A 21,872-nucleotide genomic window follows, 5' to 3' on the forward strand; every position below is an offset into this window, starting at 1 on the left:
GGTCAGGAGGCCCGCTTGGTGGCCGGCTTGCGGGCCGCGGGCTTCTTCGCGGCGGGCTTCTTGGCCGTGGCGGTCGTCTTCGCGCTCCCGGCCGCCTTGGTGCCGCCGGCCTTTGTGCCGCTCTTGGTGCCGGTGGCCTTGGTCGCGCTCGTCTTCGACGTGGCGGCCTTGGTCGCGCCGGACTTCGCGGTCTTCGCGGCGGACGACCGGCTCCGGGTGGGCCGCTCCGGCGCCTCCTCGCCCCGGTCGGACCGGGCCTTCTCCACACTGCGCTGCAGCGCCGCGAGCAGGTCGACCACCTCCCCGCCGCGACCGCCTTCGCCGACCTCCTCCTCGGCCGCCGGGCGTTCCTGCACCGCCCCGGAGTTCAGCTTCTGCTCGATCACCGATTCCAGCGCGGTCACGTACCGGTCCTCGAAGCCGCTGGGGTCGAAGTCGCCGGCCAGCTGCTCCACCAGCGAGGACGCCATCGCCAGCTCCTGCGGCCGGACCTGCACGTCGTTGTCCAGGATCGGGAAGTCGGCGGCCCGGACCTCGTCCGGCCACAGCAGGGTCTGCAGGCAGATCACGTCCTCGCGGACCCGCAGCACGGCCATCGACTCCCGCTGCCGCAGCGCGACCTTGACCACCGCCATCCGGTCGGTGGCGGCCAGCGCCTCGCGCAGCAGGGCGTAGGGCTTGGCCGCGGTCCGGTCCGGTTCCAGGTAGTAGGTCTTGGCGAGCAGGATCGGGTCCACCTGGTCGGCCGGGACGAACTCCAGCACCTCGATCTCCCGCTCGGTGGTGAGCGGCAGCTGGGCCAGGTCCTCGTCGGTGAGCACCACCAGGCGGCCGTCGTCGGTCTCGTAGCCCTTGGCGATCTCGGACATCTCGACCGGCTCGTCCTCGATCGAACAGACCCGGCGGTACCGGATCCGCCCGCCGTCGGTGCGGTGCACCTGGTGCATCGGCACCTCGTGCTCGCCGGTGGCGGCGTAGAGCTTCACCGGGACGTTGACCAGTCCGAAGGCCACCGCACCCTTCCAGATCGCGCGCATCGTCGTCTCCCTCCGGTGCGTGGTCGGATCCCGCGACGAATCGCGGTGCTCTGGGCAGGATGGACCCGTGCAGCCCATGCTCGCCACCGCAGCGACTCCCCCGGACCGGCCACCGGTCGGCGACGAGTGGCGCTACGAGGTCAAGTGGGACGGGGTGCGCATCCTGGCGGACACCACCTCCGGCCGGCTGCGGCTGCTCGGGCGCAACGGCCGGGACGCCGGGCCCGCCTATCCGGAGCTGGACGTCCTGGACGCCCTGCCCGGCGCGATCCTGGACGGCGAGGTGGTCGCGATGCGGGACGGGGTGCCGTCCTTCGCCGCGCTGGCCGAGCGGATGCACGTGCGCGACCGGCGCAAGGCCGAGCGGCTGATGACCCGGGTGCCGATCAGCTACGTGGTCTTCGACGTGCTGAGCCTGTACGGGGTGGACCTGACCCGCAGCCCGCTGGACGAGCGCCGCGGCACCCTGGAGCGCCTCGACCTGCCGGTGCCGGTCACGCTGTCGCCGGTGTACGCCGACGGCGCGCTGCTCTGGCAGGCCACCGGCGAGCAGGGACTGGAGGGGGTGGTCGCCAAGCGCGGCTCGTCGACCTACCAGCCGGGCCGCCGGTCGCCGGACTGGGTCAAGGCGGTGCACCGGGCCACCCGCACCGCGCTGGTCTGCGGTTGGCGACCGGAGACCACCGGCTCCGGACGGTTGGGTTCGCTGCTGCTGGCCGCCCCCGGGCCGGACGGCGGGCTGCGCTACCTGGGCCGGGCCGGTTCCGGGCTGACCGGGCCGGTGGCGATGGACCTGACCCGGCTGCTGGCCCCGCTGCGCCGCGACGACCCGCCGCTGGCCGAACCGGTGCCCGCCGAGGACGCCCGCGGCACGGTGTGGGTGGACCCGGAGCTGCTGGTGGACGTGCGGTACCTGGCCCGCACCCCCACCGGACGGCTCCGGCAGCCGGTGATCCGCGGGCTGCGCGAGGACACCGACGTCGATCCCTGGGAGCAACGATGACCGATCAGCCGCAGGTGGTCCGGGTGGGCGACCGCGACGTCAAGCTCACCCACCTGGACAAGGTGCTCTACCCCGGCGGGTTCACCAAGGCCGAGGCGGTCGACTACGTGGTGCGGGTCGCCGAGCCGCTGCTCGCCCAACTCCGGGACCGGCCGGTGACCCGGATCCGGTTCCCCGAGGGGGTGACCGGGCAGCAGTTCTTCGAGAAGAACACCCCGCGCGGTGCACCGTCCTGGCTGCGCCGCCAGACACTGCGCGCCGCCCCCGGGGCCGAGGACGAGGGCAAGGAGCTCGACCTGCCGTTCCTGGACGACGTGGCCGGGCTGGTGTGGGCGACCAACGCCGGCGCGCTGGAGCTGCACACCCCGCAGTGGCGGGTCGGGCCCCGGGGTGGGCTGCGGAACCCGGACCGGCTGGTGATCGACCTGGACCCGGGCGCGCCGGCCGGGCTGGACGAGTGCGCCCGGGTGGCGCACCTGGTCGCCGACCGGTTGGCCGAGGACGGGCTGGACGTCACGGTGCCGGTCACCTCCGGGTCCAAGGGTCTGCAGCTCTACGCCCCACTGGACGGCAAACGGGATGTGCTGACCATCCGGCAGTACGCCCGCGATCTGGCGTACGAGCTGGCCGCCGCCCACCCGCGCCAGGTGGTCGCCAGCCAGAAGAAGGAACTGCGCCGGGGCAAGGTGCTGCTCGACTGGTCGCAGAACCACCCGGCGAAGACCACGATCACCCCCTACTCGCTCCGCGGCCGCGAACGCCTGGCGGTGGCAGCCCCGCGCTGGTGGCCGGAGATCGAACCGGGCCTGACCCAGCTCACCCCCGCCGAGGTGATCGATCGGCTGGAGGACCAGGGCGATCCCTTCGACCCGGTCTGACACCCATTCGTGACGTGACACGCGATCGAGCGCCCCCGTACCATCGCGGGGCGTGCGACCGCAGGGGGGCGGGCCCCCACCGTGGCGAGGCCATGCCGGACGCCGAGCACTTCGAGGTGAGGTTCGAGCCCCGTGATCCGGATCGGCATGGTCGATGACGACCGCGGCGGACGGTCGCGGTGATCGTCGCCCAGCTGTCGCAGGCCCTGCCCGACATCCCGCGCGAGCTCACCGGGATCGCGGAGTGGTCCGCCTGCCTGGTCTACGTCCTACTGCTGCGCAAGCGGATGCGCCGGCGCCGGCTGGTGCCGCTGCTGGCGCTCGGGCTGGCGGCGCAGATCGGCGTGCAGATGCTGGCCGGGCAGCTGCCGCTGTCGCTGTGGTCCTTCGGGATGGCGATGGCGGTGGCGGTCATGTTCGTCACGATCTGGTCCGCGGCCCGGATCACGGTGCGGGAGGCCGGGTACTTCTGCGCCCGGGCGCTGGTGCTGGCCGAGCTGGTCGCCGCGCTGCACTGGCAGTTGCACTGCTACTTCTTCGTCCGGGACGGCCAGCAGGTGGCGGGGCCGCTGCTCCCCCGGGCGCTGGTGCTGGTGCTGGTCTATGTCGGCGCGTTCGTGCTGGCCTGGGTGATCGAGTCCCGGCACTTCCGGCCCGACCTGCAACTGGACATCAGCCGGCGTGACCTGGCCTCAGCCGCCGCGATCGCCGGGGTGACCTTCCTGGTCAGCAATCTGAGCTTCATGACCGTGAACAGCCCGTTCAGCGGCCGGCTCGGGCTGGAGATCTTCTACATCCGCACCCTGGTGGACCTGTGCGGCTTCGTGGCGCTCTACGCCCAGCAGGGCCAGCACCTGCAACAGCGGGCCGCCGCCGAACTGCGCGCCATCGACGAGATCCTGCGCACCCAGCACGAGCAGTACCTGGTCTCCAAGCGCAGCATGGACCGGATCAACCGCAAGTACCACGACCTCAAACACCAGATCGGCGTGATCCGGGCCGAGGCGGACCCCGGGCGCAAGGCCGCGTTCCTGGACGACCTGGAGGCCAGCGTCCAGACCTACGAGCAGCAGGCCCGCACCGGCAACGGGGTGCTCGACGTGCTGCTCACCACCAAGTCGCTGGCCGCCGCCGAGCGGGACATCGACCTGACCTGCGTCGCCGACGGCCGGGCGCTGGACTTCCTGTCCGTGATGGACATCTGCACCGTGGTCGGCAACGCGCTGGACAACGCGATCGAGGGCGCCCAGGCGGTGCCCGACCCGGACAAGCGGCTGGTCACCCTCGCACTGCACAGCCGCAACGGCCTGACCGTGTTCACGGTGGAGAACTACTACACCGGCGAGCTGCGCACCGAGCACGGGCAGATCGTCACCCGGCACGCCGACCGGGACAGCCACGGCTACGGCCTGAAGAGCATCCGGTACACCGCGGAGAAGTACGGCGGCTCGATGACCGTGCACGCCGCCGACCAGTGGTTCTCGCTCCGAGTCCTGCTCCCGGCGCCGGAGGGCCGTCAGCGCTGAGCCGACAGCCGCTCCCACAGGCTCAGCGCGGAGGCGATCGCCATGTGCATGTCCAGGTACAGGTAGCTGCCCAGCCGCCCGCCGAAGTGCACGCCGGGTTCCTGGGCGGCCAGCTCCCGGTAGGCCGCCAGCCGCTGCCGGTCCTGGGCGGTGCCGACCGGGTAGTACGGCTCGTCCTGCGGACCGGCGGTGTGCGAGAACTCCCGCATGATCACCGTGCGCTCCTGGCTGTGCCGGTCTTCGCGCTCGGGGTGGAAGTGCCGGAACTCGTGGATCCGGGTCCAGGGCACGTCCGGGTCGGCGTAGTTCATCACGCTGGTGCCCTGGAAGTCCCGGGTGTCCACCACCTCGGTCTCCAGCCGCAGGCCCCGCCAGCCGAGCACCCCGGCGGCGTGGTCGAAGTACCGGTCCAGCGCCCCGGTGTAGACGATCGGCAGCTGCCCGCGGGTGGCGGCCTTGTTCAGCGGCTGACCGGGGTCGAAGAAGTCCACCCCGAGCGCCACGTCGATCCGCGGGTGCGACGCCATCGCCTCGAACCAGGCCGGGTAGCCGTGGGTCGGCAGCCCCTCGTACGGGTCGGAGAAGTACCGGTTGTCGTAGGTGTAGCGCACCGGGAGCCGGGTGATCACCGAGGCCGGGAGCTCGCGGGGGTCGGTCTGCCACTGCTTGGCGGTGTAGCCCTTGATGAACGCCTCGTACAGCGGCCGGCCGATCAGGGAGATCGCCTTGTCCTCCAGGGTGGTCGCCGCCGCCCCGTCCACCTGCGCCGCCTGCTCGGCGACCAGCGCCCGGGCCGCGTCCGGTCCCAGTGCGGTGCCGAAGAACTGGTTCAGCGTGCCCAGGTTGATCGGCAGCGGGTACACCGTGCCGCCGTGGGTCGAGTACACCCGGTGCCGGTAGCCGGTGAAGGAGGTGAACCGCCGGACGTACTCCCAGACCCGCTCGTTGCCGGTGTGGAAGATGTGCGAGCCGTAGCGGTGCACCTCGATGCCGGTCTGCGGGTCGACCTCGGTCCAGGCATTGCCGCCCAGGTGGTCGCGGCGGTCGATCACCTGCACCCGCAGCCCGGCCTCGGCGGCCCGCTCCGCGATGGTCAGCCCGAACAGCCCGGCACCGACGACGAGCAGATCCATGCACGAGCCTTCCACGACGACTGGGGTGGTCCGGGCGAGTCTAGCCAGCGCGGCGGGGAGTCGATGGCCTGGTCACGGGCGGTCCAGCGGTTGCGGAGCCGGTCGGCCCGGGGCACGGTGGGTCTTGAACGCTTCCAGATCCCTCAGGAGGATGATCATGGCCCGCCCCGCTCTCCCGAAGTACACCGTCCCCTCCCTCACCGTCGAGGACGGTGCCAAGGTCGCCGCCATCCTGCAGGAACGGCTGAACGCGTTGAACGACCTGCAGCTCACCCTCAAGCACATCCACTGGAACGTCACCGGCCCGCACTTCATCGCGGTGCACGAGATGATCGACCCGCAGGTGGATCAGGTCCGGGAGATGGTCGACGCCATCGCCGAGCGGATCGCCACCCTCGGCGTCGCCCCGGTCGGCACCCCCGGCGCGCTGGTCAAGGCCCGCAGCTGGGACGACTACGCGATCGGCCGGGCCGGTGCGATCGAGCACCTGGGCGCGCTGAACGAGGTCTACGTCGGCGTGATCAGCGACCACCGCAAGGCCGCGGAGGAGACCGAGGAGCTCGACACCGTCACCAACGACCTGCTGGTCGGCCACCTGCACGAGCTGGAGCTGTTCCACTGGTTCGTCCGGGCGCACCTGGAGTCGGCCGGCGGCGCGCTGAGCACCGCGGGCGCCGACGGGGAGAAGAAGGCAGCCAAGGCGGCCAAGGCCGGCGCGCACGGCTGATCCCGCACGACGAAGCCCCGGACACCCACGCGGTGTCCGGGGCTTTCGCCTGGGGGTCAGAGGCGCTCGGGCTCGTCCCAGTCGTCGGAGGCGGCGATCTCCTCGTCGTCGGGCAGCAGCTCGGCGTCCTGCAGGGACCGGGGGCCGCGGGTCGGGTCGCCGCCGCTGCGGGCATCGCGGGCGCGCAGCTCGGCCTCGGACAGGCGCGGGTCGGCCAGCCGCTCGGCGGCGGGGTCGGAGGTCAGGTCGCGGGGGCTGGAGCTCATGGCACGGTTCTACCGCCTGCGGCCGCCGCGGACCACCGCTCGGCGGGCTCGGCGCGTCACGGCTCCAGCGACCGGGCCTGACCCACCGCGAACGCCTGCTGCGCCGCTCGGGTCACCGGCCCCGGCGTCCCGTCGCCCACCGGCCGGCCGTCCACCGCCACCACCGGCTGGATGTCCCGGGCCGAGGAGGTCAGGAACACCTCGTCCGAGTCGGTCAGCGCGTCGTAGGGCAGATCGACCTCCCGCGCGCCGACCCACTCCAGCACCAGCGCCCGGGTCACCCCGGCCAGGCAGCCGGAGGACAGCGGCGGGGTCAGCAACTCCCCGTCCCGCACCACGAACACGTTGGTCCCGGTGCCCTCGCACAGCTCACCCCGGGTGTTGGCGAACACCGCCTCCCCCGCACCCGCTGCATGCGCCTGCGACAGCGCCAGCACGTTCTCCCCGTACGAGGTGGTCTTGAGCCCGGTCAGCGCGCCGACCTCGTTGCGCCGGTACGGCACCGTGATCACCCCGACCTGCGGGTCCGGATCGTGGCCGGGGGTCAGCCCGAGGATCAGGGTCGGCGTGGTCGCGTCGGCGGCGATCCGGCCCGAGCCCAGCACCCCCGGCCCGGCGGTGAACGTGATCCGCAGCAGGTCGTAGTCGGTGACCAGCAGCTCCCGGTTCGCGGCGATCACCTCGGCGGCGGCCGCGCGCACCCGGTCGGCGTCGTAGCCCGGCAGCCCCATCCCGGCCGCCGAGCGCGCCATCCGCTCCAGGTGCCGCCGCAGCGCGAACGTCTGCCCGCGCACCACCTTCACGGCCTCGAACACCCCGTCACCGACCACCAGCCCGTGGTCCCGCGCCGAGGCGGTCGCCCGCTCCGCTGGCACCAGCTCGCCGTTGACCCAGAAGATCGTGCTGCTCACGTCCATCCCCGCACGGTATACGAGTGCGGAGAACCTGCCGCCCAAACCGCTCGGATCGTGACAGCTTCTTCGCACTCGTCGCAGGTTGTGCACAGGTGGGGGTCGGGGTGGTCGCGGGCGGGTGGCCGGGTGCGGGAGGGTCCGGGCATGGATCAGGTGTTCACCGTGGCGCAGGGGCGTGCTCGCGGGGTCGGGGCTGCACGGCTGCGGGTGCTGCGGCGGCCCATCCGCGGCGTCCGGGCGACCGGGGCACCGCCGATGCCGGACGATGTCGCCGCTCGCTGCCGGGAGCTGCGACCGGTCCTCCCCCGGAGCGCGGTCTTCAGTCATGCGACGGCGATCGCGCTGCTGGGCGTCGATCGGCCGGAGGGGCTGTCCCGACCCGAGGCGATCCACATCCAGGTGACAACAGCGGGGCAACGGCCGCATAGGTCCGGGGTGGTCGCCCACACCGGACTGCCGTCCCGGTCCCCGGTGATGCTCCGGCACGGTCTGCCGGTGATCATGCCCGAGGCGCTCTGGCTGCAGCTCGCCGGCGAGCTCACGGTGGACGAGCTGGTCGTGCTCGGCGACGCGCTGATCCGTCGGCGTGCCGCGCTGTCCAGCGTCCGGGAACTGAGCCGGGCAGCCGAGCGGATGCCGGCGCGGTCGCGTGGCCGGCGCCGGGCGCTCGAGGCGCTGCCACTGCTCCGCGCCGGAACCGACTCGTGCCCGGAGTCCCGGCTACGGCTCCTGATCGTGCGCGCCGGACTCGGCTGCCCGGAGGTCAATCGTCCGGTGTTCGATCGCATGGGTCGGTTCGTGGCGCGCCCTGACCTGAGCTACTCCAACGCCCGGATCGCGATCGAGTACGACGGCGACCTGCACCGCACCGACCGCCGCACCTGGCGCCGCGATGTCGCACGCCGTCGTGCCGTGGAGTCCCTCGGCTGGCGGATGCTGACCTGCACCGCGGACGACCTGCGCGCTCCGGCCGAGTTCCTCACCCAGCTCCGCGCCGCCCTCCGCTGACCGCGCGGGCGACTGCCCGCTGACGAGTGCGAAGAAGCTGTCGCCCAAACCGCCCGGATCGTGGCAGTTTCTTCGCACTCAACGGCGGATGGCCGGGTTACGTGGCACGGGCGGTCGGGCACAGGGGGTGGTCGGGCCACAGGGCCGGGCTGCCGGGTTGCCGAGTTGCGGGACACGGGTGGCCGGGCGCCGGGGAACAGGTGGCCTGGGCGAGCGGAGCCAGGCCGCGGGGCCGGCTCTGGCCAGGGCGCACCCCGCGGCGCGGGCTCTGGCCAGGCGGCCGCCGGGCGCACCCCGCAGCGCAGGGTCCGGCCAGTGGCCGCCGGGGGCACCCCGCAGCGCAGGGTCCGGCCAGGGGGTCGCCGGGCGCACCCCGCGGCGCGGGGTCAGGCCAGGGGGTCGACCGCGATCATGTCGTGGCCGAGGACGCCGGGCGGGCCGGTGTAGGGCTCGACCTGGTCGGCCCAGGTCTCGGCGTCGTCCTCGGGGTGGTAGCCGAGGGCGCGGGCGCTGGACAGGTCCCACCAGGCGCGGGTGTTCGCGGAGATCCCCCAGACCACGGTGGGGCCGGTCACCGGGCCGCGCAGGGCGGCGTCGACCAGCCGGACCGCGTCGCCGGGGCTGAGCCAGATGCCCAGGTCGAAGGTGGTGAGTGGGCGTTCGGCGCACTGGCCGATCCGGAGTGCGACGGTCTCCAGGCCGTACTTGTCGGCGTAGAGCGCGGCCAGGGCCTCCAACGCGACCTTGGACACGCCGTAGAACGAGTCGGGACGACCGGGCAGGTCGGCGGGCACGGGACCGGGGCTGACCGGGTGGTAGCCGACCGCGTGGTTGGACGAGGCGAGCACCACCCGGCGCACCGAGGCCCGTCGGGCGGCCTCCAGGACCCGGTAGCTGCCGTCGATGTTGGTGCCGAGGATCGTGGGCCAGTCGGCCTCGGTGGCGATCCCGCCCAGGTGCACGACCGCGGTGCAGCCGGTGAAGGCGGTGGTCAGATGGTCGATCGCGTCGTCGGCGGTGAGGTCGATCGCCTGGACGCCGTCGGCGGGTTCACGGTCGATCGGGCGCAGGGTCCAGCCGGTGGCGGGCAGGCCGTCGCGCAGGTACCGGGCGATCCGGCCCGCTCCCCCGGTGACCGCGACCGTGCTCACCGGTACTCCGCGCCGCCGGGCAGCCCGTACAGCTCCTCCAGCGAGGCGGCGTGGCGTTGATGCAGCTGGTCGACGACCTCCGCGCCGACGTAGCGCAGGTGCCAGCCCTCGGGCCGGTAGCCGGTGCGGTCCTGGTTCTGCGCGGTGTAGCGCACGACGAAGCCGTACTCCTCGGCGTGGGCGGCCAGCCACTGTCCCTCGGCGGTGTCGGCGAAGCACTGGCTCAGGTCGCACTCCGGCCGACTGCTGCTGCCCAGATCGACGGCCAGGCCGGTCTGGTGCTCGGAGTAGCCGGGCCGGGCGGAGACCTCGTCCGCGCTGTCCCCGCCCATCCGGCCGACCCAGCCCTGGTAGACCTCGGCCTGGCGCGCGGCGGAGCGGTAGCCGGAGATCAGGGTGGGCGTGATGCCCTCGGCGGCGGCCGCGGCGCGCAGGGCGGCCAGGGCATCGGCGGCCTCGGGACGCAGCTCGATCACGCCGCCGTCGACCGGCACCAGCGTCGCGGGGGCGTAGTCCAGCGGCAGCGGGCGCTGCTTGTTGACGACCACGGTCAGCGCGGCCGGGTCGTCGGTCACCGTCAGCGGGCCGAGGGTGTCGGCGAGCCGGTCGGCATTCGGCCGCGGGTCGGGCCACGGGCCGGTGGGCAGCGGCGTGATCGCGGTGGGTGCCGAAGCAGCGGTGGGTGCCGAAGCAGCGGTGAGTGCCGAAGCAGCGGTGAGTGCCGAAGCAGCGGTGGGCGCCGAAGCAGCAGCGGATGCCGCAGCGGTGGTGGACGACGCGGACGGCGCGCCAGCCACGGCCGGCGCCACCCCGGTCACGCCGAGGACGGCGGCCAGGGCGACCCCGGTCAGGGTGCGCGGGAGGACGGGAGGGCGGCTGGGCATGGGACTCGTTCAGGTCGGCGGAGGGGACGACCGATCCAGTCTGCCCCCGCTCCGGGCCGGTGGCCAGCCCGGATACCCGGCGATCAGGCCCGCCGCACCCGCATCCGCCAGAGCAACCAGATGAAGTACGGCGTCCCGACCAGCGCGGTGACCAGGCCGGCCGGCAGCTGTGCGGGGGCGATCGCGGTGCGCCCGACGGTGTCCGCGACGCAGACCAGCAGTGCGCCGAGCACCAGGGTCAACGGCAGCAGCCAACGGTGCCGCTTGCCGATCAGCATCCGGGCGGCGTGCGGCGCGACCAGTCCGACGAAGGCGATCGGGCCGACCGCGGCGGTCGCAGCAGCGGTGAGCAGCACGGCGATCCCGATGTGCACCCGGCGGCTGGTGGGCAGTGCGACGCCGAGCACCCGCGGAGTGGTGTCGTCGACCTGCACCAGGTCCAGGTCCCGGTGGGTGCGGGCGACGACCACGACGGCGATCAGCAGTGCGACCAGCATCGGCACCAGCTGCTTGCCCCCGGCGCCGAAGGTCGATCCGCCGAGCCAGGTGATCGCCCGGTTCTGGTTCCACGGGTCGGTGCGCACCAGCAGCAGGGTGGTGAGCGCACTGGCGGCGGCCTGCACACCGATGCCGACCAGCACGATCCGCCCCGAGGCCATCCCACCCCGGGCGGCCATCCCGAACACGATCAGCGCGGCGACCAGCGCTCCGGCGACCGCCCCGCCCAGCACGGCGGCGTAGGACCCGGCGCCGGTGGCGACGATCACGGCGACCGCCCCGAGCCCGGCCGCGTTCGCGACCCCGAGCACCCCGGGATCGGCCAGCGGGTTGCGGGTGACCGTCTGCACCAGCGCCCCGGCCAGCGCCAGGCAGGCACCGGCCAGCAGGGCGGCGGCGACCCGCGGCACCCGGGAGTCCAGGATGATGTCCAGCCGTACCGAGGCCCGGCCGGCCAGCCAGTTGCTCACGTCGCCGAGCAGCACGGTGGAGTCGCCGAGCAGCACCCCGGCGACCACCGCACCGGCCAGCAGGACGCCGGCCGCGGTGAGGATCAGCCACGGTGCACGGCGGGCCAGTCGTCCGCCGGCGCGCAGGGTCGCCAGGGTGTCGGCCTCCAGCGCGGAGCGCGCCCGCCGGGCCAGCAGGATCAGGGCGATCGCGCCGAGGATGCTGGTCACCACGCCGGTCGGGACGGTGACGCCGCTCTGCGGTCCGAACGCCGCCCGCAGCGCCACGTCGGCGGTGAGCACCAGCGCGGTCCCGGCCACCGCGGCCGCCGGGATCATCAGCCGGTGCCGGGACAGCGGGCGCACCCACCCCGCGGTGAGCCGGACCAGCAGCGGCGCGCACAACCCGACGAAGCCGATCGGCCCGGTGACCGCGACCGCCGAGGTGGCCAGCAGCACCGCCAGCACCACGACGATCACCCGGGTCCGGCCGACGTCCACCCCGAGCGACCGGGCGGCGTCGTCACCGAGCTGCAGCAGGTCGATCCGTCGTCCGGCCCAGATCAGCGCCAGGATCGCCACCGCCACCACCGGCGCGATCATCCGCACCGTGCCGAGCCCGTTCTGGCCCAGCGACCCGGCACCCCAGGCGAACAGCCCCTGCGTCTCCCAGGGGAACAGCAACAGCAGCGCGGAGGTGATCGCGTGCAGTCCGAGGGTGATCGCCGACCCGGCCAGCACCAGCCGGACCGGGGAGGTCGCCGCGCCGCCGGACAGGCCCATCACCAGCCCGGCGGTCAGCAACCCGCCGAGGAAGGCGACCAGCACCCCGGACAGTGAGCCCAGGTGCAGGCCGAACGCGGCGACCACGGTCAGTGCCAGGTAGGCGCCGGCGTTCACGCCGGTGGTGTCCGGGGAGGCCAGCGGGTTGCGGGCCACCCCCTGCATCGCTGCGCCCGAGGCGCCGAGCGCGCAGCCGACCAGCACCCCGGCCAGCAGTCGCGGCAGCCGGGACGCGGTGACCACGGCGGCGGCCTGGTCCAGGCCCTGGCCGCCGAGCAGCGCCCCCCACAGTTCGCCGATGGTGACGTCCGCGGTGCCCTGGGTCAGGTGCACGGCGGAGATCACCAGCAGCCAGCCGAGCAGCACCAGGCCGACGACGACCGTACGGACGGTCTGCCGGTTCGTGGCGGGCACGGCCGGCGCCGGCCGGACGATGGGGGGCGCGGCGGTCATGCGGCGGTCAGCTGCGCGACCAGGTCGTCGCTCCACGCGGCCAGCGACTCCGGGCCGCCGTAGGCCCAGATGCCGACCCCGGCACGGTAGACGTGGCCCTCCTGGACGAAGGGCAGCGACTGCCAGATCGGGTTGTCGGCGAGCACGGTGGTCACCACGTCGTCCTCGTCGTCGTTGCCCCAGTACAGGAACCGGGTGTCCGCGGGCAGCGCGGTCAGGCCCTCGACGTCCAGGTAGGACAGGCCGTAGGCGTCGTCGCCCGGGTCCTCGGTGGCCGAGCCCAGACCCATCTCGACCGCGACCGTCTGGAAGGCCGAGCGCGGGCCGTGCATCCGGACCGTGACGTTCGCGCCCTCGGCGTAGGGCGAGGCGAAGACCACGGGGGTCCCCTCCAGGCCGGCGTCGGCGATGGCGGCGGCGTTGTCCTCGATCCGCTGGGTGGTGTCGGCGATGACCTCGGCGGCCTCGTCGTCCTTGCCGACCAGGGTGCCGATCGAGGTCAGCATGTCGTTGACGTAGCCGATCGGGTCCTCGGCGTCCGCGCCGTCGAACAGCGCCACCGGGGCGATCCGGGAGATCTGGTCCATCGCGCCCTCCGGGATCGAGGAGGTCACGCCGACGATCAGGTCCGGCTCCAGCGAGGCGATCGCCTCCACCGACGGCTCACCGCGGGTGCCGACGTCCTCCGGGTCGCCGGACAGCGGCACGGCGGTGCCGACCCAGGAGGTGTAGCCCTCGACGTCGGCGGCGCCGACCGGGGTCATGCCCAGGCTGGCCAGCATTTCGGTCTGCATCCACTCCAGGGAGACGACCTTCTGTGCCGGGGCGTCCAGCTCGACCGTCTCGCCGCGGTCGTCGGTGATCGACACCGGACCCGCGTCGGAGGCGGCGGAGCTGGTCGACTCCGCGGCGGGAGCGTCGGTGGTGCCGCAGGCGGCCAGCAGGGCCAGCGTCCCGACGGCCAGCGTCGCGGTCACCGCACGTGCCGTGCGTCGCGTGCTCATGAGTTCCTCGTGTCTGCGCAGGGAAAGGGAAGGGCGCCTGCGCGTCGCGCCCGGGGAGCCGTACCCGGTGGGCACGGCGGGGGGTCAGGCGGGGATGTGTTCGGCGGCCCGGACCCGGCGCAGCTGCAACCGGGGTGCCCGCACCGTCACGTGCCCGGACGGGGTGGTGCCCGCCTCGATCTCGATCTCGTAGACCTCGCTCAGCAGCGCCGAGGTCAGGGCGTGCTCCGGCGGCCCGTCCGCCACCACCTGGCCGGCGGCCAGCACCAGCACCCGGTCGGCGACCGCGGCGGCCTGCTCCAGGTCGTGCAGCACCACCCCGACCGCCACGTCGTGCACATCGGCGAGTTCGCGGACCAGCTCCAGCACCTCGACCTGGTAGCGCAGGTCCAGGTGGTTGGTCGGTTCGTCCAGCAGCAGCACGCCGGTGTCCTGGGCCAGGGCGCTGGCGAACCACACCCGCTGCACCTGCCCGCCGGACAGCGCGTCCAGGTCCTGATCGGCCAGGTCGGCGATCCCGGCCAGGCCCAGCGCCCGGTCGACGGCGCCGCGGCCCTCGGGGTCGGTGCCCCGCCAGCCCTGCCGGTGCGGGTGCCGGCCGAACTCGACGGCATCCCGCACGGTGATCCCGGCCGGGGTGGGCCGGGACTGGGACAGCAGGGTCACCCGGCGGGCGAACTCGCGGGCACTGAGCGCGGCGGCGTCCGACGCGCTCAGCTCGATCCCGCCGGCGCTGAGCTTCTGCAGCCGGGCCATGCCGCGCAGCAGGGTGGACTTGCCGGACCCGTTGGGACCGACCAGGGCGGTGACCCGACCGGCTGCGACCTCGACGCTGGCGCCGGTCACGACGGGGTCGCCGCCGTAGCCGATCGTCACGTCGCGTGCGGCCATCGCGGCTGAGTGGAGAGGCACGATGACGGAGATTAGCTGAGCCTTACCTCAGCTGACAATGTCCTGCTCGGGCGGGATGTCCGAGAACGGGCGTCGGCTACCCGACCAGCGCCCGCCCGCCCGCGACCACGACCTCCCGCGGCGGGGTCCGCACCAGCGCGTCCATCGGGTTCTCCGCGTCCAGCAGCACCACATCCGCGCGGCCTCCGACGACCAGGTCGTGCTCCGCCGCCGTGCGGCCGACCGACCAGGCACCCTCGCTGGTCAGCCCGCGCACCACCCGGGTCAGGTCCTCGTCCCGGACCAGCGAGGAGGCCCGGGCGAACTGCCAGCCGATGCCGAGGGTGTCGCCGGTGCCGTAGGGGCTCCACAGGTCGCGGATGCCGTCGGTGCCGAAGCCGAGCGGCACCCCGGCGGCGTCCAGCTCGGCCACCGGGAGCTGCGGCAGCCGGATCGGCGCCACCGTGGTCATCGACACCCCGGCCTCACCCAGTCGGGCGATCAGGTCGAGGCGCGGGCCGTCCGGCAGCTGGGCGAGGGCGAAGCCGTGCGCGATGGTGACCCGGCCCTGGAGTCCGAGGGCGACGGTCCGATCGGCGATCAGCTCGAACTGGAACGCGCCCAGCTCCGCGGGGTCGTGCAGGTGGATGTCCACCCCGACGCCCTCCTCCGCGGCCAGGCCGAGGATCGCGTCGATCTGGCCCACCGGGTCGCGGTCGATGCCCGCCGGGTCCAGCCCGCCGATGTGCTCCGCGCCGGCCCGCGCCGCCTGCCGCAGCAGGTCCAGCACGCCGGGGCGGCGCAGCACGCCGTCCTGCGGGAAGGCGACGATCTGGACGTCCAGCGCGCCGTCGTAGGCCGAGGCGGCCTCGCGCACCGCCTCGATCCCGCGCAGCCCGACGCCCAGGTCGACGTCGACGTGGCTGCGGATCGCGGTGGTGCCGTGCTTGACCATCTCGGCCAGCACCGCGGCGGTGGGCCGGACACCGGGAATGCCGAGCGCGTCCCGGCGCTCCCGCTCGTGCCGGATCCGGCCGTCGGTGCTGCCCTCGCCGCCGTAGGTCTCCCACGGCATGCCCCACCAGGACTTGTCCACGTGGGCGTGCGCGTTGACCAGGCCGGGCAGTGCCAGCAGGCCACGGCCGTCGATCACCTGCGCCGGGTCGATGCCGTCGGCGGGGATGTCGCCCAGCCGTTCGATCCGGCCGTCCGGTCCGATCAGCAGATCGGTGGTCTCACCACCCCAGGGGCGGATGCGGCGGATCAGGCGAAGGGTGCGAAGTGCGGTGGTGCTCATCAGGGCAGTCTCACCCCGAACGCCGCCCAGGCGAAATCAGGCGCCGCCGCGCAGCTCCAGGCTGATCTGCTCGGCGTCGATCGCCTCCAGCGCCCCGCTGAGCGCCTCCGCGTCGAAGGTGCCGTCGTCCCGGGCGTCCAGCAGGGCGGCGCGCTGCGCCGCCAGCCGGGCGAGCGGGGCATCCTCGACCGCGTCGTCCACCGTGGCGGCGGCGCGTTCCAGCAGCTCCAGCAGCCGGCTGTGCTCTTCCACCGTCTCGGCCTGTTGCCGGGCGATCGCCTCGGCATCCGGTGCCAGCCGGCCGGCCAGCCAGCCGATCGTGCCGCCCTGGATCAGCAGCGAGAACGCGGCCACGATGAACGCGACCACCACCAGCAGCGCCCGGCCCGGGGTGTCCGCCGGGAGGGTCTGCGCCGCGGCCACGGTGACCGCACCCCGCATCCCGGCCCACACCACGATCACGCCCTCGCGCTTGCCCAGCGGCGAGCGGCGGAAGTAGTCGATGTCCGCCAGCATCCGGCGCACCCGGGTGCTGAACCGGCTCAGGTCCTCCGGCCGGGCACCCGGACCGCGACGGCGGGTGCGGCGGGCGAGCATCTTCAGCCCGAGGCGCATCGTGCGGCGCGGGCGGCGGCCGAAGCCCGCGGGTGGTGCCATCCCGGAGCGCGCGGCGGCGGCCGTGCCGGGATCGTCGGGACTCCCGACCTCGCCGGGCACGGGGTGACCGATGATCTCGCCAGTTCCCCCGACCTCGCCGGGCACGGGATGACCCGTAATCTCGTCGGCGCTCCCGACCTCGCCGGGCGCGGGGCGACCGGTGACCTCGCCGGGTCCCGCGGCCGCACCCGGCGACGACTGCCCGGCGGACTCGATCGGCGCCTCGATCCCCACCGGGGCCGCATCACCACCCGCGCTCCCCTGCCCCCGCCCCGGCAGAGCCCGCCGCTCGGGCACCGGTCCCCCGCCCCCGGGCAGCTCCGGACGCCCCCGGCCCAGCTCCCCGCGCGCCCACGCCTCCCGCTGCCGGACCAGGAACCGCTGCGCCCACTCCGGGTCGGCCAGGGTCTGCTCGATCGCGCTCAGCCGGGGTGCCACCGCGGCGCGGCGGGCGGCCTTGTGCCGGAGCCAGGCCAGCATCGGGATCACGAACCCGGCGCGCAGCAGCACGGTCAGCAGCAGGGCGGCCGCGGCCAGCGCGATCGCGGTGCCCAGTCCCTCGTGGTCGGCGTGCACCTCCTCGACCAGGCCGTACAGCTGCAGGCCCATGGTGAGGAAGACGACGCCCTCCAACATGAGTTCGACCGTCGCCCAGTTCTGCCGGTCGGAGAGCCGGTGCTGCGGGGCGAGCACCCGGGGTCCACGCCACCCGGTGATCAGCCCGGCGACCACGGCAGCGACCAGCCCGGAGGCGCCCAGTTCCTCGGCCGGGATCGAGGCGAGGAACGGCACGGTGAAGCTGATCAGCGTGTTCACCGGGGCGTCGGTGACCCGGGCGCGGAGCCGGACGTTCAACCGCCCGACCGCCCAGCCGATCAGGGCCGCCACCCCGACCGAGTACAGGAAGGTGCCGAGCGCGTGCCAGAACGAGAACGCGACCGCGGTGGCGGCGATCGCGGTGCGCAGCACCACCAGGGCGCTGGCGTCGTTCAGCAGCCCTTCGCCCTCCAGCAGCGCCACCACCCGGGGCGAGGCGCCGGCGTTCTTGACGATCCGGGTGGCCACCGCGTCGGTGGGGCTGATGATCGCACCGAGGGCCACGCCCCAGGCCAGGTCGATCCCGGGCACCGCCCAGGCGAAGAACAGCCCGAGCACCAGCGACGTGCCGACCACCAGCAGCACCGACAGCCCGCTGACCGCCCCGAAGTCCCGGCGCAGGCTCATGGTGGGCATCGACACCGCGGCCGAGTACAGCAGCGGCGGCAGCACCCCGGCCAGGATCCACTCCGGCTCGATGTCCACCGCGGGCACCACCGGCAGGAAGCTGACCGCGATGCCGACCAGGACCAGGATCAGCGGCGCGGGCAGCCCGAACCGCGGGGCGTAGACCGCGGCGCCGGCGGTCACCAGCAGGGTCAGGACGATCACGACGATGGCCAGCACGTCCGCGACCCTAGCCCCCGGATGCACCGACGGCGGCGACCCCGGGTGGGGATCGCCGCCGTCGGTGTGGCGGGTCGGTCAGCCCTGGGCGGGCTCCTCCTCCTCGACCGCGGGCCGGTCACCGGCGACCGCGGCCTGCTCCTCGTCGCTGACCACCGCGGCGGCGAACTGCGACTGGTACAGGCGGTGGTACGCGCCGTCCCGGCCGATCAGCTCGTCGTGGGTGCCCTGCTCGACGATCGCGCCGTGCTCCATCACCAGGATCAGGTCGGCGTCGCGGATGGTGGACAGCCGGTGTGCGATCACGAACGAGGTCCGGCCCTGGCGCAGCGAGGCCATCGCGTGCTGCAGCAGGCGCTCGGTGCGGGTGTCCACCGAGCTGGTGGCCTCGTCCAGGATCAGCACCGACGGCTGGGCCACGAACGCCCGGGCGATGGTGATCAGCTGCTTCTCACCGGCGGAGATGTTCGCGGCGTCCTCCTCCAGCACCGTGTCGTAGCCGTCCGGCAGCGAGTGCACGAACCGGTCGACGTAGGTCGCCTTGGCGGCGGCCAGCACCTCCTCGTCGGTGGCGGACTGCCGGCCGTAGCGGATGTTCTCCCGGATCGAGCCGGAGAACAGCCACGGGTCCTGCAGCACCATGCCGGTCCGGGCGCGGGCGTCGTGCCGGCTCAGCTCGGCGATGTCCTGGCCATTGACCAGGATCCGCCCGCCGTCCAGCTCGTAGAACCGCATCAGCAGGTTGACCAGGGTGGTCTTGCCGGCGCCGGTCGGGCCGACGATCGCCACGGTCTGCCCGGGCCGGACAGTGAAGGACAGATCCTCGATCAGCGGCTGGTCCTCCCGGTAGGAGAACTTCACGTGGTCGAACTCGATCGTCCCGTCGCCCTCGGCGGGGGCGGGCGCCTGCGGGTCGTCCTCGGACTGCTCATCCTCGTCCAGCAGCTGGAACACCCGCTCGGCGGAGGCGGTGCCGGACTGCACCACCGCGGCCATGCCGCCCAGCTCGGACAACGGCTGGGTGAACATCTGGGCGTACTGGATGAACGCCTGCACCGAGCCGAGCCGCATGGTGCCGTTGGCGACCATCAGGCCACCGACCACCGCGATCCCGACGTAGGTCAGGTTCCCGACGAAGCTCATTCCCGGCCAGATGATCCCGGACAGGAACTGCGCCTTGAACGAGGCCTGGTACAGCTCCTCGTTCTCGGCCTTGAACTTGTCCTGGAAGTCGCGGCGGCGGCCGAAGACCTTGACCAGCGCGTGGCCGGAGAACGACTCCTCGACCCGGGCGTTCAGCCGGCCGACCTTGCGCCACTGGATGCCGAAGGCCTTCTGCGACTTCGGGCCGATCACGCCGAAGATCACGCCCATCAGCGGCAGCGACACCAGCGCGATCAGCGCCAGCTGCCAGGAGATGGAGAACATCATCACCAGCACGCCGATCACGGTGAGGATGCTGGTCAGCGCCGTGGACAGCGACTGCTGCATGGTCTGGGTGATGTTGTCGATGTCGTTGGTCACCCGGCTGATCAGCTCACCGCGCTGCACCCGGTCGAAGTAGCGCAGCGGCAGCCGGTTGATCTTGGCCTCGACGTCCTCGCGCAGCCGCCACATCGCCTTGACCATGACGATGTTGATGATGAAGCCCTGCGCCCAGGTCAGGAATGCGCCCGCGGCGTACAGCGCGAGCACGGTGAGCAGGATCGAGCCCAGCCGGTCGAAGTCGATGCCCTGGCCCGGGATCAGCCGGTCCATCGCCTCGACCATCGCCGCGAGCTGGTCCTGCCCGGCCGCGCGCAGTCCCTCGACCGCCTGCTCCTGGGTGGTGCCGGCGGGCAGCTGGTTGGACACGAAGCCCTCGAAGACCTCGTTGGTCGCGTTGCCGAGCACCTTGGGCGCCAGCACCGTGAGCACCACCCCGCCGGCGCCCATGATCGTCACCGCGATCAGCGCCGCCAGGTAGGGCTTGAGCAGGCCGAGCATCCGGCCGAAGCTCTCCTTGAAGTTGTCCGCCTTGCCGGGGGCGACCGAGTCCCAGGAGTCCGAGGCGATCCGGGCCTGTTCGCCCAGTTCGAGCTCGTACTTCTCCTCCTCGGTCAGCTCCGGAGCGGTGGTCGTGGTCTTCTCGCTCATGCGTCGGCCTCCACCGAGAGCTGGGACTCGGCGATCTCGCGGTAGGTCTGGCTGGTCTCCAGCAGCTGCTCGTGCGTGCCGATGCCGGCGATCTGGCCGTCCTCGAGCACGATGATCTGGTCGGCGCCGGTCACGGTGGACACCCGCTGCGCGACGACGACCTTGGTCACCTCGGGCAGGGCGGTCCACAGGGCCTGGCGCAGCCGGGCGTCGGTGGCCAGGTCCAGGGCGCTGAACGAGTCGTCGAAGACCAGGACGTCCGGGTTGCGGACCAGGGCCCGGGCGATCGCCAGCCGCTGGCGCTGACCGCCGGAGACGTTGGTGCCGCCCTGGGCGATGCGGGCCTCCAGGCCACCGTCCATCTGCTGCACGAAGTCGCTGCCCTGGGCGATCTCCAGCGCCCGCCACAGGTCGCCGTCCGAGGCGTCCTCGTTGCCGAGCCGGAGGTTGGAGGCCACCGTCCCGGCGAACAGGAACGGCCGTTGCGGCACCAGCCCGATCCGGGACCAGAGGTGTTCCAGTTCGGCGTCGCGCACGTCGACCCCGCCGACCCGGACGGTGCCGGAGGTGGTGTCGAACAGCCGCGGCAGCAGCGAGATCAGGGTGGTCTTGCCGGCGCCGGTGGAGCCGATCACCGCCAGGGTCTGACCGGGGCGCACGTCGAAGCTGACGTGGGAGAGCACCGGGTGCTCGGCGCCCGGGTAGGTGAAGGTGACGTCCTGGAAGCTGACCGCCCCCGGCTCGGGGAACTCGGCCACCGGCTGCTCCGGCACGCTGAGCGTGGACGCGGAGGCCAGCACCTCGGTGATCCGCTCACCGGACACCGCCGCGCGCGGGATCATCACGGTCATGAAGCTGGCCATCAGCACGCCCATCAGGATCTGGCCGATGTACTGCATGAAGGCGAGCAGGGTGCCGATCTGCACGCTGCCGGCGTCGACCTCGATCGCGCCGAACCAGATCACCCCGATGGTGGTCACGTTCAGCACCAGCATGGCCAGCGGGAACAGGATCACGAACAGCGACCCGATCTTGCGCCCGACCACCAGGATGTCGGTGTTCGCCCCCCGGAACCGCTCGGCCTCGATCGGCTCGCGGACGAAGGCCCGGACCACCCGGACGCCGGTGAGCTGCTCGCGCATGATGCGGTTCACCGCGTCGAGCTTGACCTGGTAGCTGCGGAACAGCGGGATCATCCGGCTGATCACGATGCCGGCGATCAGCAGCAGCGTCGGCACGGACACCGCGATCAGCCAGGACAGCCCGACGTCCTGCCGCAGGGCCATCACGATGCCGCCGATGGCCAGCAGCGGGGCGGTCACCAGCATGGTCGCCCCCATCATGGTGACCATCTGGACCTGCTGGACGTCGTTGGTGTTCCGGGTGATCAGCGAGCCGGCGCCGAACTGCGACACCTCGCGCTCGGAGAAGCCGGACACCTTGCCGTAGATGTCGTCACGCAGGTCACGGCCGACCTGCATGGCCGCGCGGGCGGCGAAGAAGGTCGCGATGATCGCCGCGAGGATCTGCCCGAGCGAGACCGCGAGCATGAAGCCGCCGGTCCGCCAGATGTAGCCGGTGTCGCCCTGGGCGACACCCTTGTCCACGATGTCGGCGTTCAGGCTGGGCAGGTAGAGCATGGCCAGCGCGGAGGCGAACTGGAACACCAGCACACCGAGCAGCAACCAGCGATAGGGCGCGAGATAGCGAAGAAGTAGTCGTCCGAGCACTCAG

18 protein-coding genes are annotated in these 21,872 nt (G+C 73.1%); 5 read left to right on the forward strand and 13 right to left on the reverse strand.

The genetic code is table 11. The annotated features are described in order from the left end of the window. Window positions 1–2: 2 nt before the first annotated feature. Window positions 3–1,037 (reverse strand): non-homologous end joining protein Ku, encoded by a 1,035-nt coding sequence (ku, locus tag HGA03_RS04860; protein WP_168629109.1) that lies wholly within the window; start codon window positions 1,035–1,037, stop codon window positions 3–5. A gap of 76 nt (window positions 1,038–1,113) precedes the next feature. Between ku and ligD (HGA03_RS04865) the strand changes: the two genes are divergently transcribed. From ligD (HGA03_RS04865) to HGA03_RS19545, 3 genes are all read left to right on the forward strand, one after another. Next, entirely contained in the window at window positions 1,114–2,040 is a 927-nt protein-coding gene (ligD, locus tag HGA03_RS04865) for a non-homologous end-joining DNA ligase (protein ID WP_168629110.1), read from the forward strand. Further along, window positions 2,037–2,918: a non-homologous end-joining DNA ligase gene (ligD, locus tag HGA03_RS04870; protein WP_168629111.1), complete on the forward strand. Its 882-nt coding sequence runs from the start codon at window positions 2,037–2,039 to the stop codon at window positions 2,916–2,918. Before ligD (HGA03_RS04865) ends, ligD (HGA03_RS04870) begins: the two co-directional genes overlap by 4 nt. 179 nt (window positions 2,919–3,097) lie before the next feature. Further along, window positions 3,098–4,444 carry an ATP-binding protein gene (locus HGA03_RS19545; RefSeq protein WP_168629112.1) on the forward strand — a complete coding sequence of 449 codons (1,347 nt, stop codon included), beginning with the start codon at window positions 3,098–3,100 and terminating at the stop codon, window positions 4,442–4,444. On the opposite strand, the gene glf is transcribed toward HGA03_RS19545, so the two are convergent. Then, window positions 4,435–5,577, reverse strand: a complete 1,143-nt coding sequence (gene glf, locus HGA03_RS04880; RefSeq protein WP_168629113.1) for a UDP-galactopyranose mutase — start codon at window positions 5,575–5,577, stop codon at window positions 4,435–4,437. The genes HGA03_RS19545 and glf overlap by 10 nt on opposite strands. 157 nt (window positions 5,578–5,734) lie before the next feature. Here glf and HGA03_RS04885 point away from each other — a divergent pair, with 157 nt between their 5' ends. Next, window positions 5,735–6,304, forward strand: coding sequence for a Dps family protein (locus HGA03_RS04885; RefSeq protein ID WP_203767073.1), 570 nt, complete (start codon window positions 5,735–5,737; stop codon window positions 6,302–6,304). A 56-nt stretch (window positions 6,305–6,360) separates the two neighbouring features. Here HGA03_RS04885 and HGA03_RS04890 read toward each other — a convergent pair whose 3' ends face one another. Both HGA03_RS04890 and HGA03_RS04895 read right to left on the reverse strand, forming a co-directional pair. After that, a complete protein-coding gene (locus HGA03_RS04890; protein ID WP_168629114.1) occupies window positions 6,361–6,570 on the reverse strand; it encodes a hypothetical protein in 210 nt (69 codons plus the stop codon). A 56-nt stretch (window positions 6,571–6,626) separates the two neighbouring features. After that, window positions 6,627–7,487 carry an aminotransferase class IV gene (locus tag HGA03_RS04895; RefSeq protein ID WP_168629115.1) on the reverse strand — a complete coding sequence of 287 codons (861 nt, stop codon included), beginning with the start codon at window positions 7,485–7,487 and terminating at the stop codon, window positions 6,627–6,629. Window positions 7,488–7,628: 141 nt separating this feature from the next. Here HGA03_RS04895 and HGA03_RS04900 point away from each other — a divergent pair, with 141 nt between their 5' ends. Next, the gene (locus HGA03_RS04900) at window positions 7,629–8,492 is read left to right on the forward strand and encodes a hypothetical protein (RefSeq protein ID WP_168629116.1); all 864 of its coding nucleotides are present in this window, start codon (window positions 7,629–7,631) and stop codon (window positions 8,490–8,492) included. 386 nt (window positions 8,493–8,878) lie between these two features. On the opposite strand, the gene HGA03_RS04905 is transcribed toward HGA03_RS04900, so the two are convergent. From HGA03_RS04905 to HGA03_RS04945, 9 genes are all read right to left on the reverse strand, one after another. Next, a complete protein-coding gene (locus tag HGA03_RS04905; protein WP_168629117.1) occupies window positions 8,879–9,643 on the reverse strand; it encodes an NAD-dependent epimerase/dehydratase family protein in 765 nt (254 codons plus the stop codon). Then, entirely contained in the window at window positions 9,640–10,527 is an 888-nt protein-coding gene (locus tag HGA03_RS04910) for a M15 family metallopeptidase (RefSeq protein WP_168629118.1), read from the reverse strand. The genes HGA03_RS04905 and HGA03_RS04910 overlap by 4 nt, the downstream gene beginning before the upstream one ends. 83 nt (window positions 10,528–10,610) lie before the next feature. Beyond that, window positions 10,611–12,710, reverse strand: coding sequence for an iron ABC transporter permease (locus tag HGA03_RS04915; RefSeq protein ID WP_168629119.1), 2,100 nt, complete (start codon window positions 12,708–12,710; stop codon window positions 10,611–10,613). Then, window positions 12,707–13,714 carry an ABC transporter substrate-binding protein gene (locus HGA03_RS04920; protein WP_168629120.1) on the reverse strand — a complete coding sequence of 336 codons (1,008 nt, stop codon included), beginning with the start codon at window positions 13,712–13,714 and terminating at the stop codon, window positions 12,707–12,709. The genes HGA03_RS04915 and HGA03_RS04920 overlap by 4 nt, the downstream gene beginning before the upstream one ends. Window positions 13,715–13,798: 84 nt before the next feature. Next, window positions 13,799–14,605, reverse strand: a complete 807-nt coding sequence (locus tag HGA03_RS04925) for an ABC transporter ATP-binding protein (RefSeq protein ID WP_168629121.1) — start codon at window positions 14,603–14,605, stop codon at window positions 13,799–13,801. 97 nt (window positions 14,606–14,702) lie between these two features. Next, a complete protein-coding gene (locus HGA03_RS04930; RefSeq protein WP_168629122.1) occupies window positions 14,703–15,902 on the reverse strand; it encodes an amidohydrolase family protein in 1,200 nt (399 codons plus the stop codon). A gap of 36 nt (window positions 15,903–15,938) precedes the next feature. Then, complete coding sequence (locus HGA03_RS04935) at window positions 15,939–18,002, reverse strand: cation:proton antiporter domain-containing protein (protein ID WP_168629123.1); 2,064 nt, start codon at window positions 18,000–18,002, stop codon at window positions 15,939–15,941. A gap of 78 nt (window positions 18,003–18,080) precedes the next feature. Further along, a complete protein-coding gene (locus HGA03_RS04940; RefSeq protein ID WP_168629124.1) occupies window positions 18,081–20,138 on the reverse strand; it encodes an ABC transporter ATP-binding protein in 2,058 nt (685 codons plus the stop codon). Further along, entirely contained in the window at window positions 20,135–21,868 is a 1,734-nt protein-coding gene (locus HGA03_RS04945; RefSeq protein WP_168629125.1) for an ABC transporter ATP-binding protein, read from the reverse strand. Before HGA03_RS04945 ends, HGA03_RS04940 begins: the two co-directional genes overlap by 4 nt. Between the last annotated feature and the right edge of the window lie 4 nt (window positions 21,869–21,872).

The organism is Cellulomonas denverensis (genome assembly GCF_012396125.1).
Taxonomy (GTDB): domain Bacteria; phylum Actinomycetota; class Actinomycetes; order Actinomycetales; family Cellulomonadaceae; genus Cellulomonas; species Cellulomonas denverensis.

Coding starts and splice junctions, on each gene's coding strand:
- ku (WP_168629109.1), bottom strand. CDS start 1,037: ATGCGCGCGATCTGGAAGGGTGCGGTGGCCTTCGGACTGGTCAACGTC.
- ligD (WP_168629110.1), top strand. CDS start 1,114: ATGCTCGCCACCGCAGCGACTCCCCCGGACCGGCCACCGGTCGGCGAC.
- ligD (WP_168629111.1), top strand. CDS start 2,037: ATGACCGATCAGCCGCAGGTGGTCCGGGTGGGCGACCGCGACGTCAAG.
- glf (WP_168629113.1), bottom strand. CDS start 5,577: ATGGATCTGCTCGTCGTCGGTGCCGGGCTGTTCGGGCTGACCATCGCG.
- HGA03_RS04885 (WP_203767073.1), top strand. CDS start 5,735: ATGGCCCGCCCCGCTCTCCCGAAGTACACCGTCCCCTCCCTCACCGTC.
- HGA03_RS04890 (WP_168629114.1), bottom strand. CDS start 6,570: ATGAGCTCCAGCCCCCGCGACCTGACCTCCGACCCCGCCGCCGAGCGG.
- HGA03_RS04895 (WP_168629115.1), bottom strand. CDS start 7,487: ATGGACGTGAGCAGCACGATCTTCTGGGTCAACGGCGAGCTGGTGCCA.
- HGA03_RS04900 (WP_168629116.1), top strand. CDS start 7,629: ATGGATCAGGTGTTCACCGTGGCGCAGGGGCGTGCTCGCGGGGTCGGG.
- HGA03_RS04910 (WP_168629118.1), bottom strand. CDS start 10,527: ATGCCCAGCCGCCCTCCCGTCCTCCCGCGCACCCTGACCGGGGTCGCC.
- HGA03_RS04915 (WP_168629119.1), bottom strand. CDS start 12,710: ATGACCGCCGCGCCCCCCATCGTCCGGCCGGCGCCGGCCGTGCCCGCC.
- HGA03_RS04920 (WP_168629120.1), bottom strand. CDS start 13,714: ATGAGCACGCGACGCACGGCACGTGCGGTGACCGCGACGCTGGCCGTC.
- HGA03_RS04925 (WP_168629121.1), bottom strand. CDS start 14,605: ATGGCCGCACGCGACGTGACGATCGGCTACGGCGGCGACCCCGTCGTG.
- HGA03_RS04930 (WP_168629122.1), bottom strand. CDS start 15,902: ATGAGCACCACCGCACTTCGCACCCTTCGCCTGATCCGCCGCATCCGC.
- HGA03_RS04940 (WP_168629124.1), bottom strand. CDS start 20,138: ATGAGCGAGAAGACCACGACCACCGCTCCGGAGCTGACCGAGGAGGAG.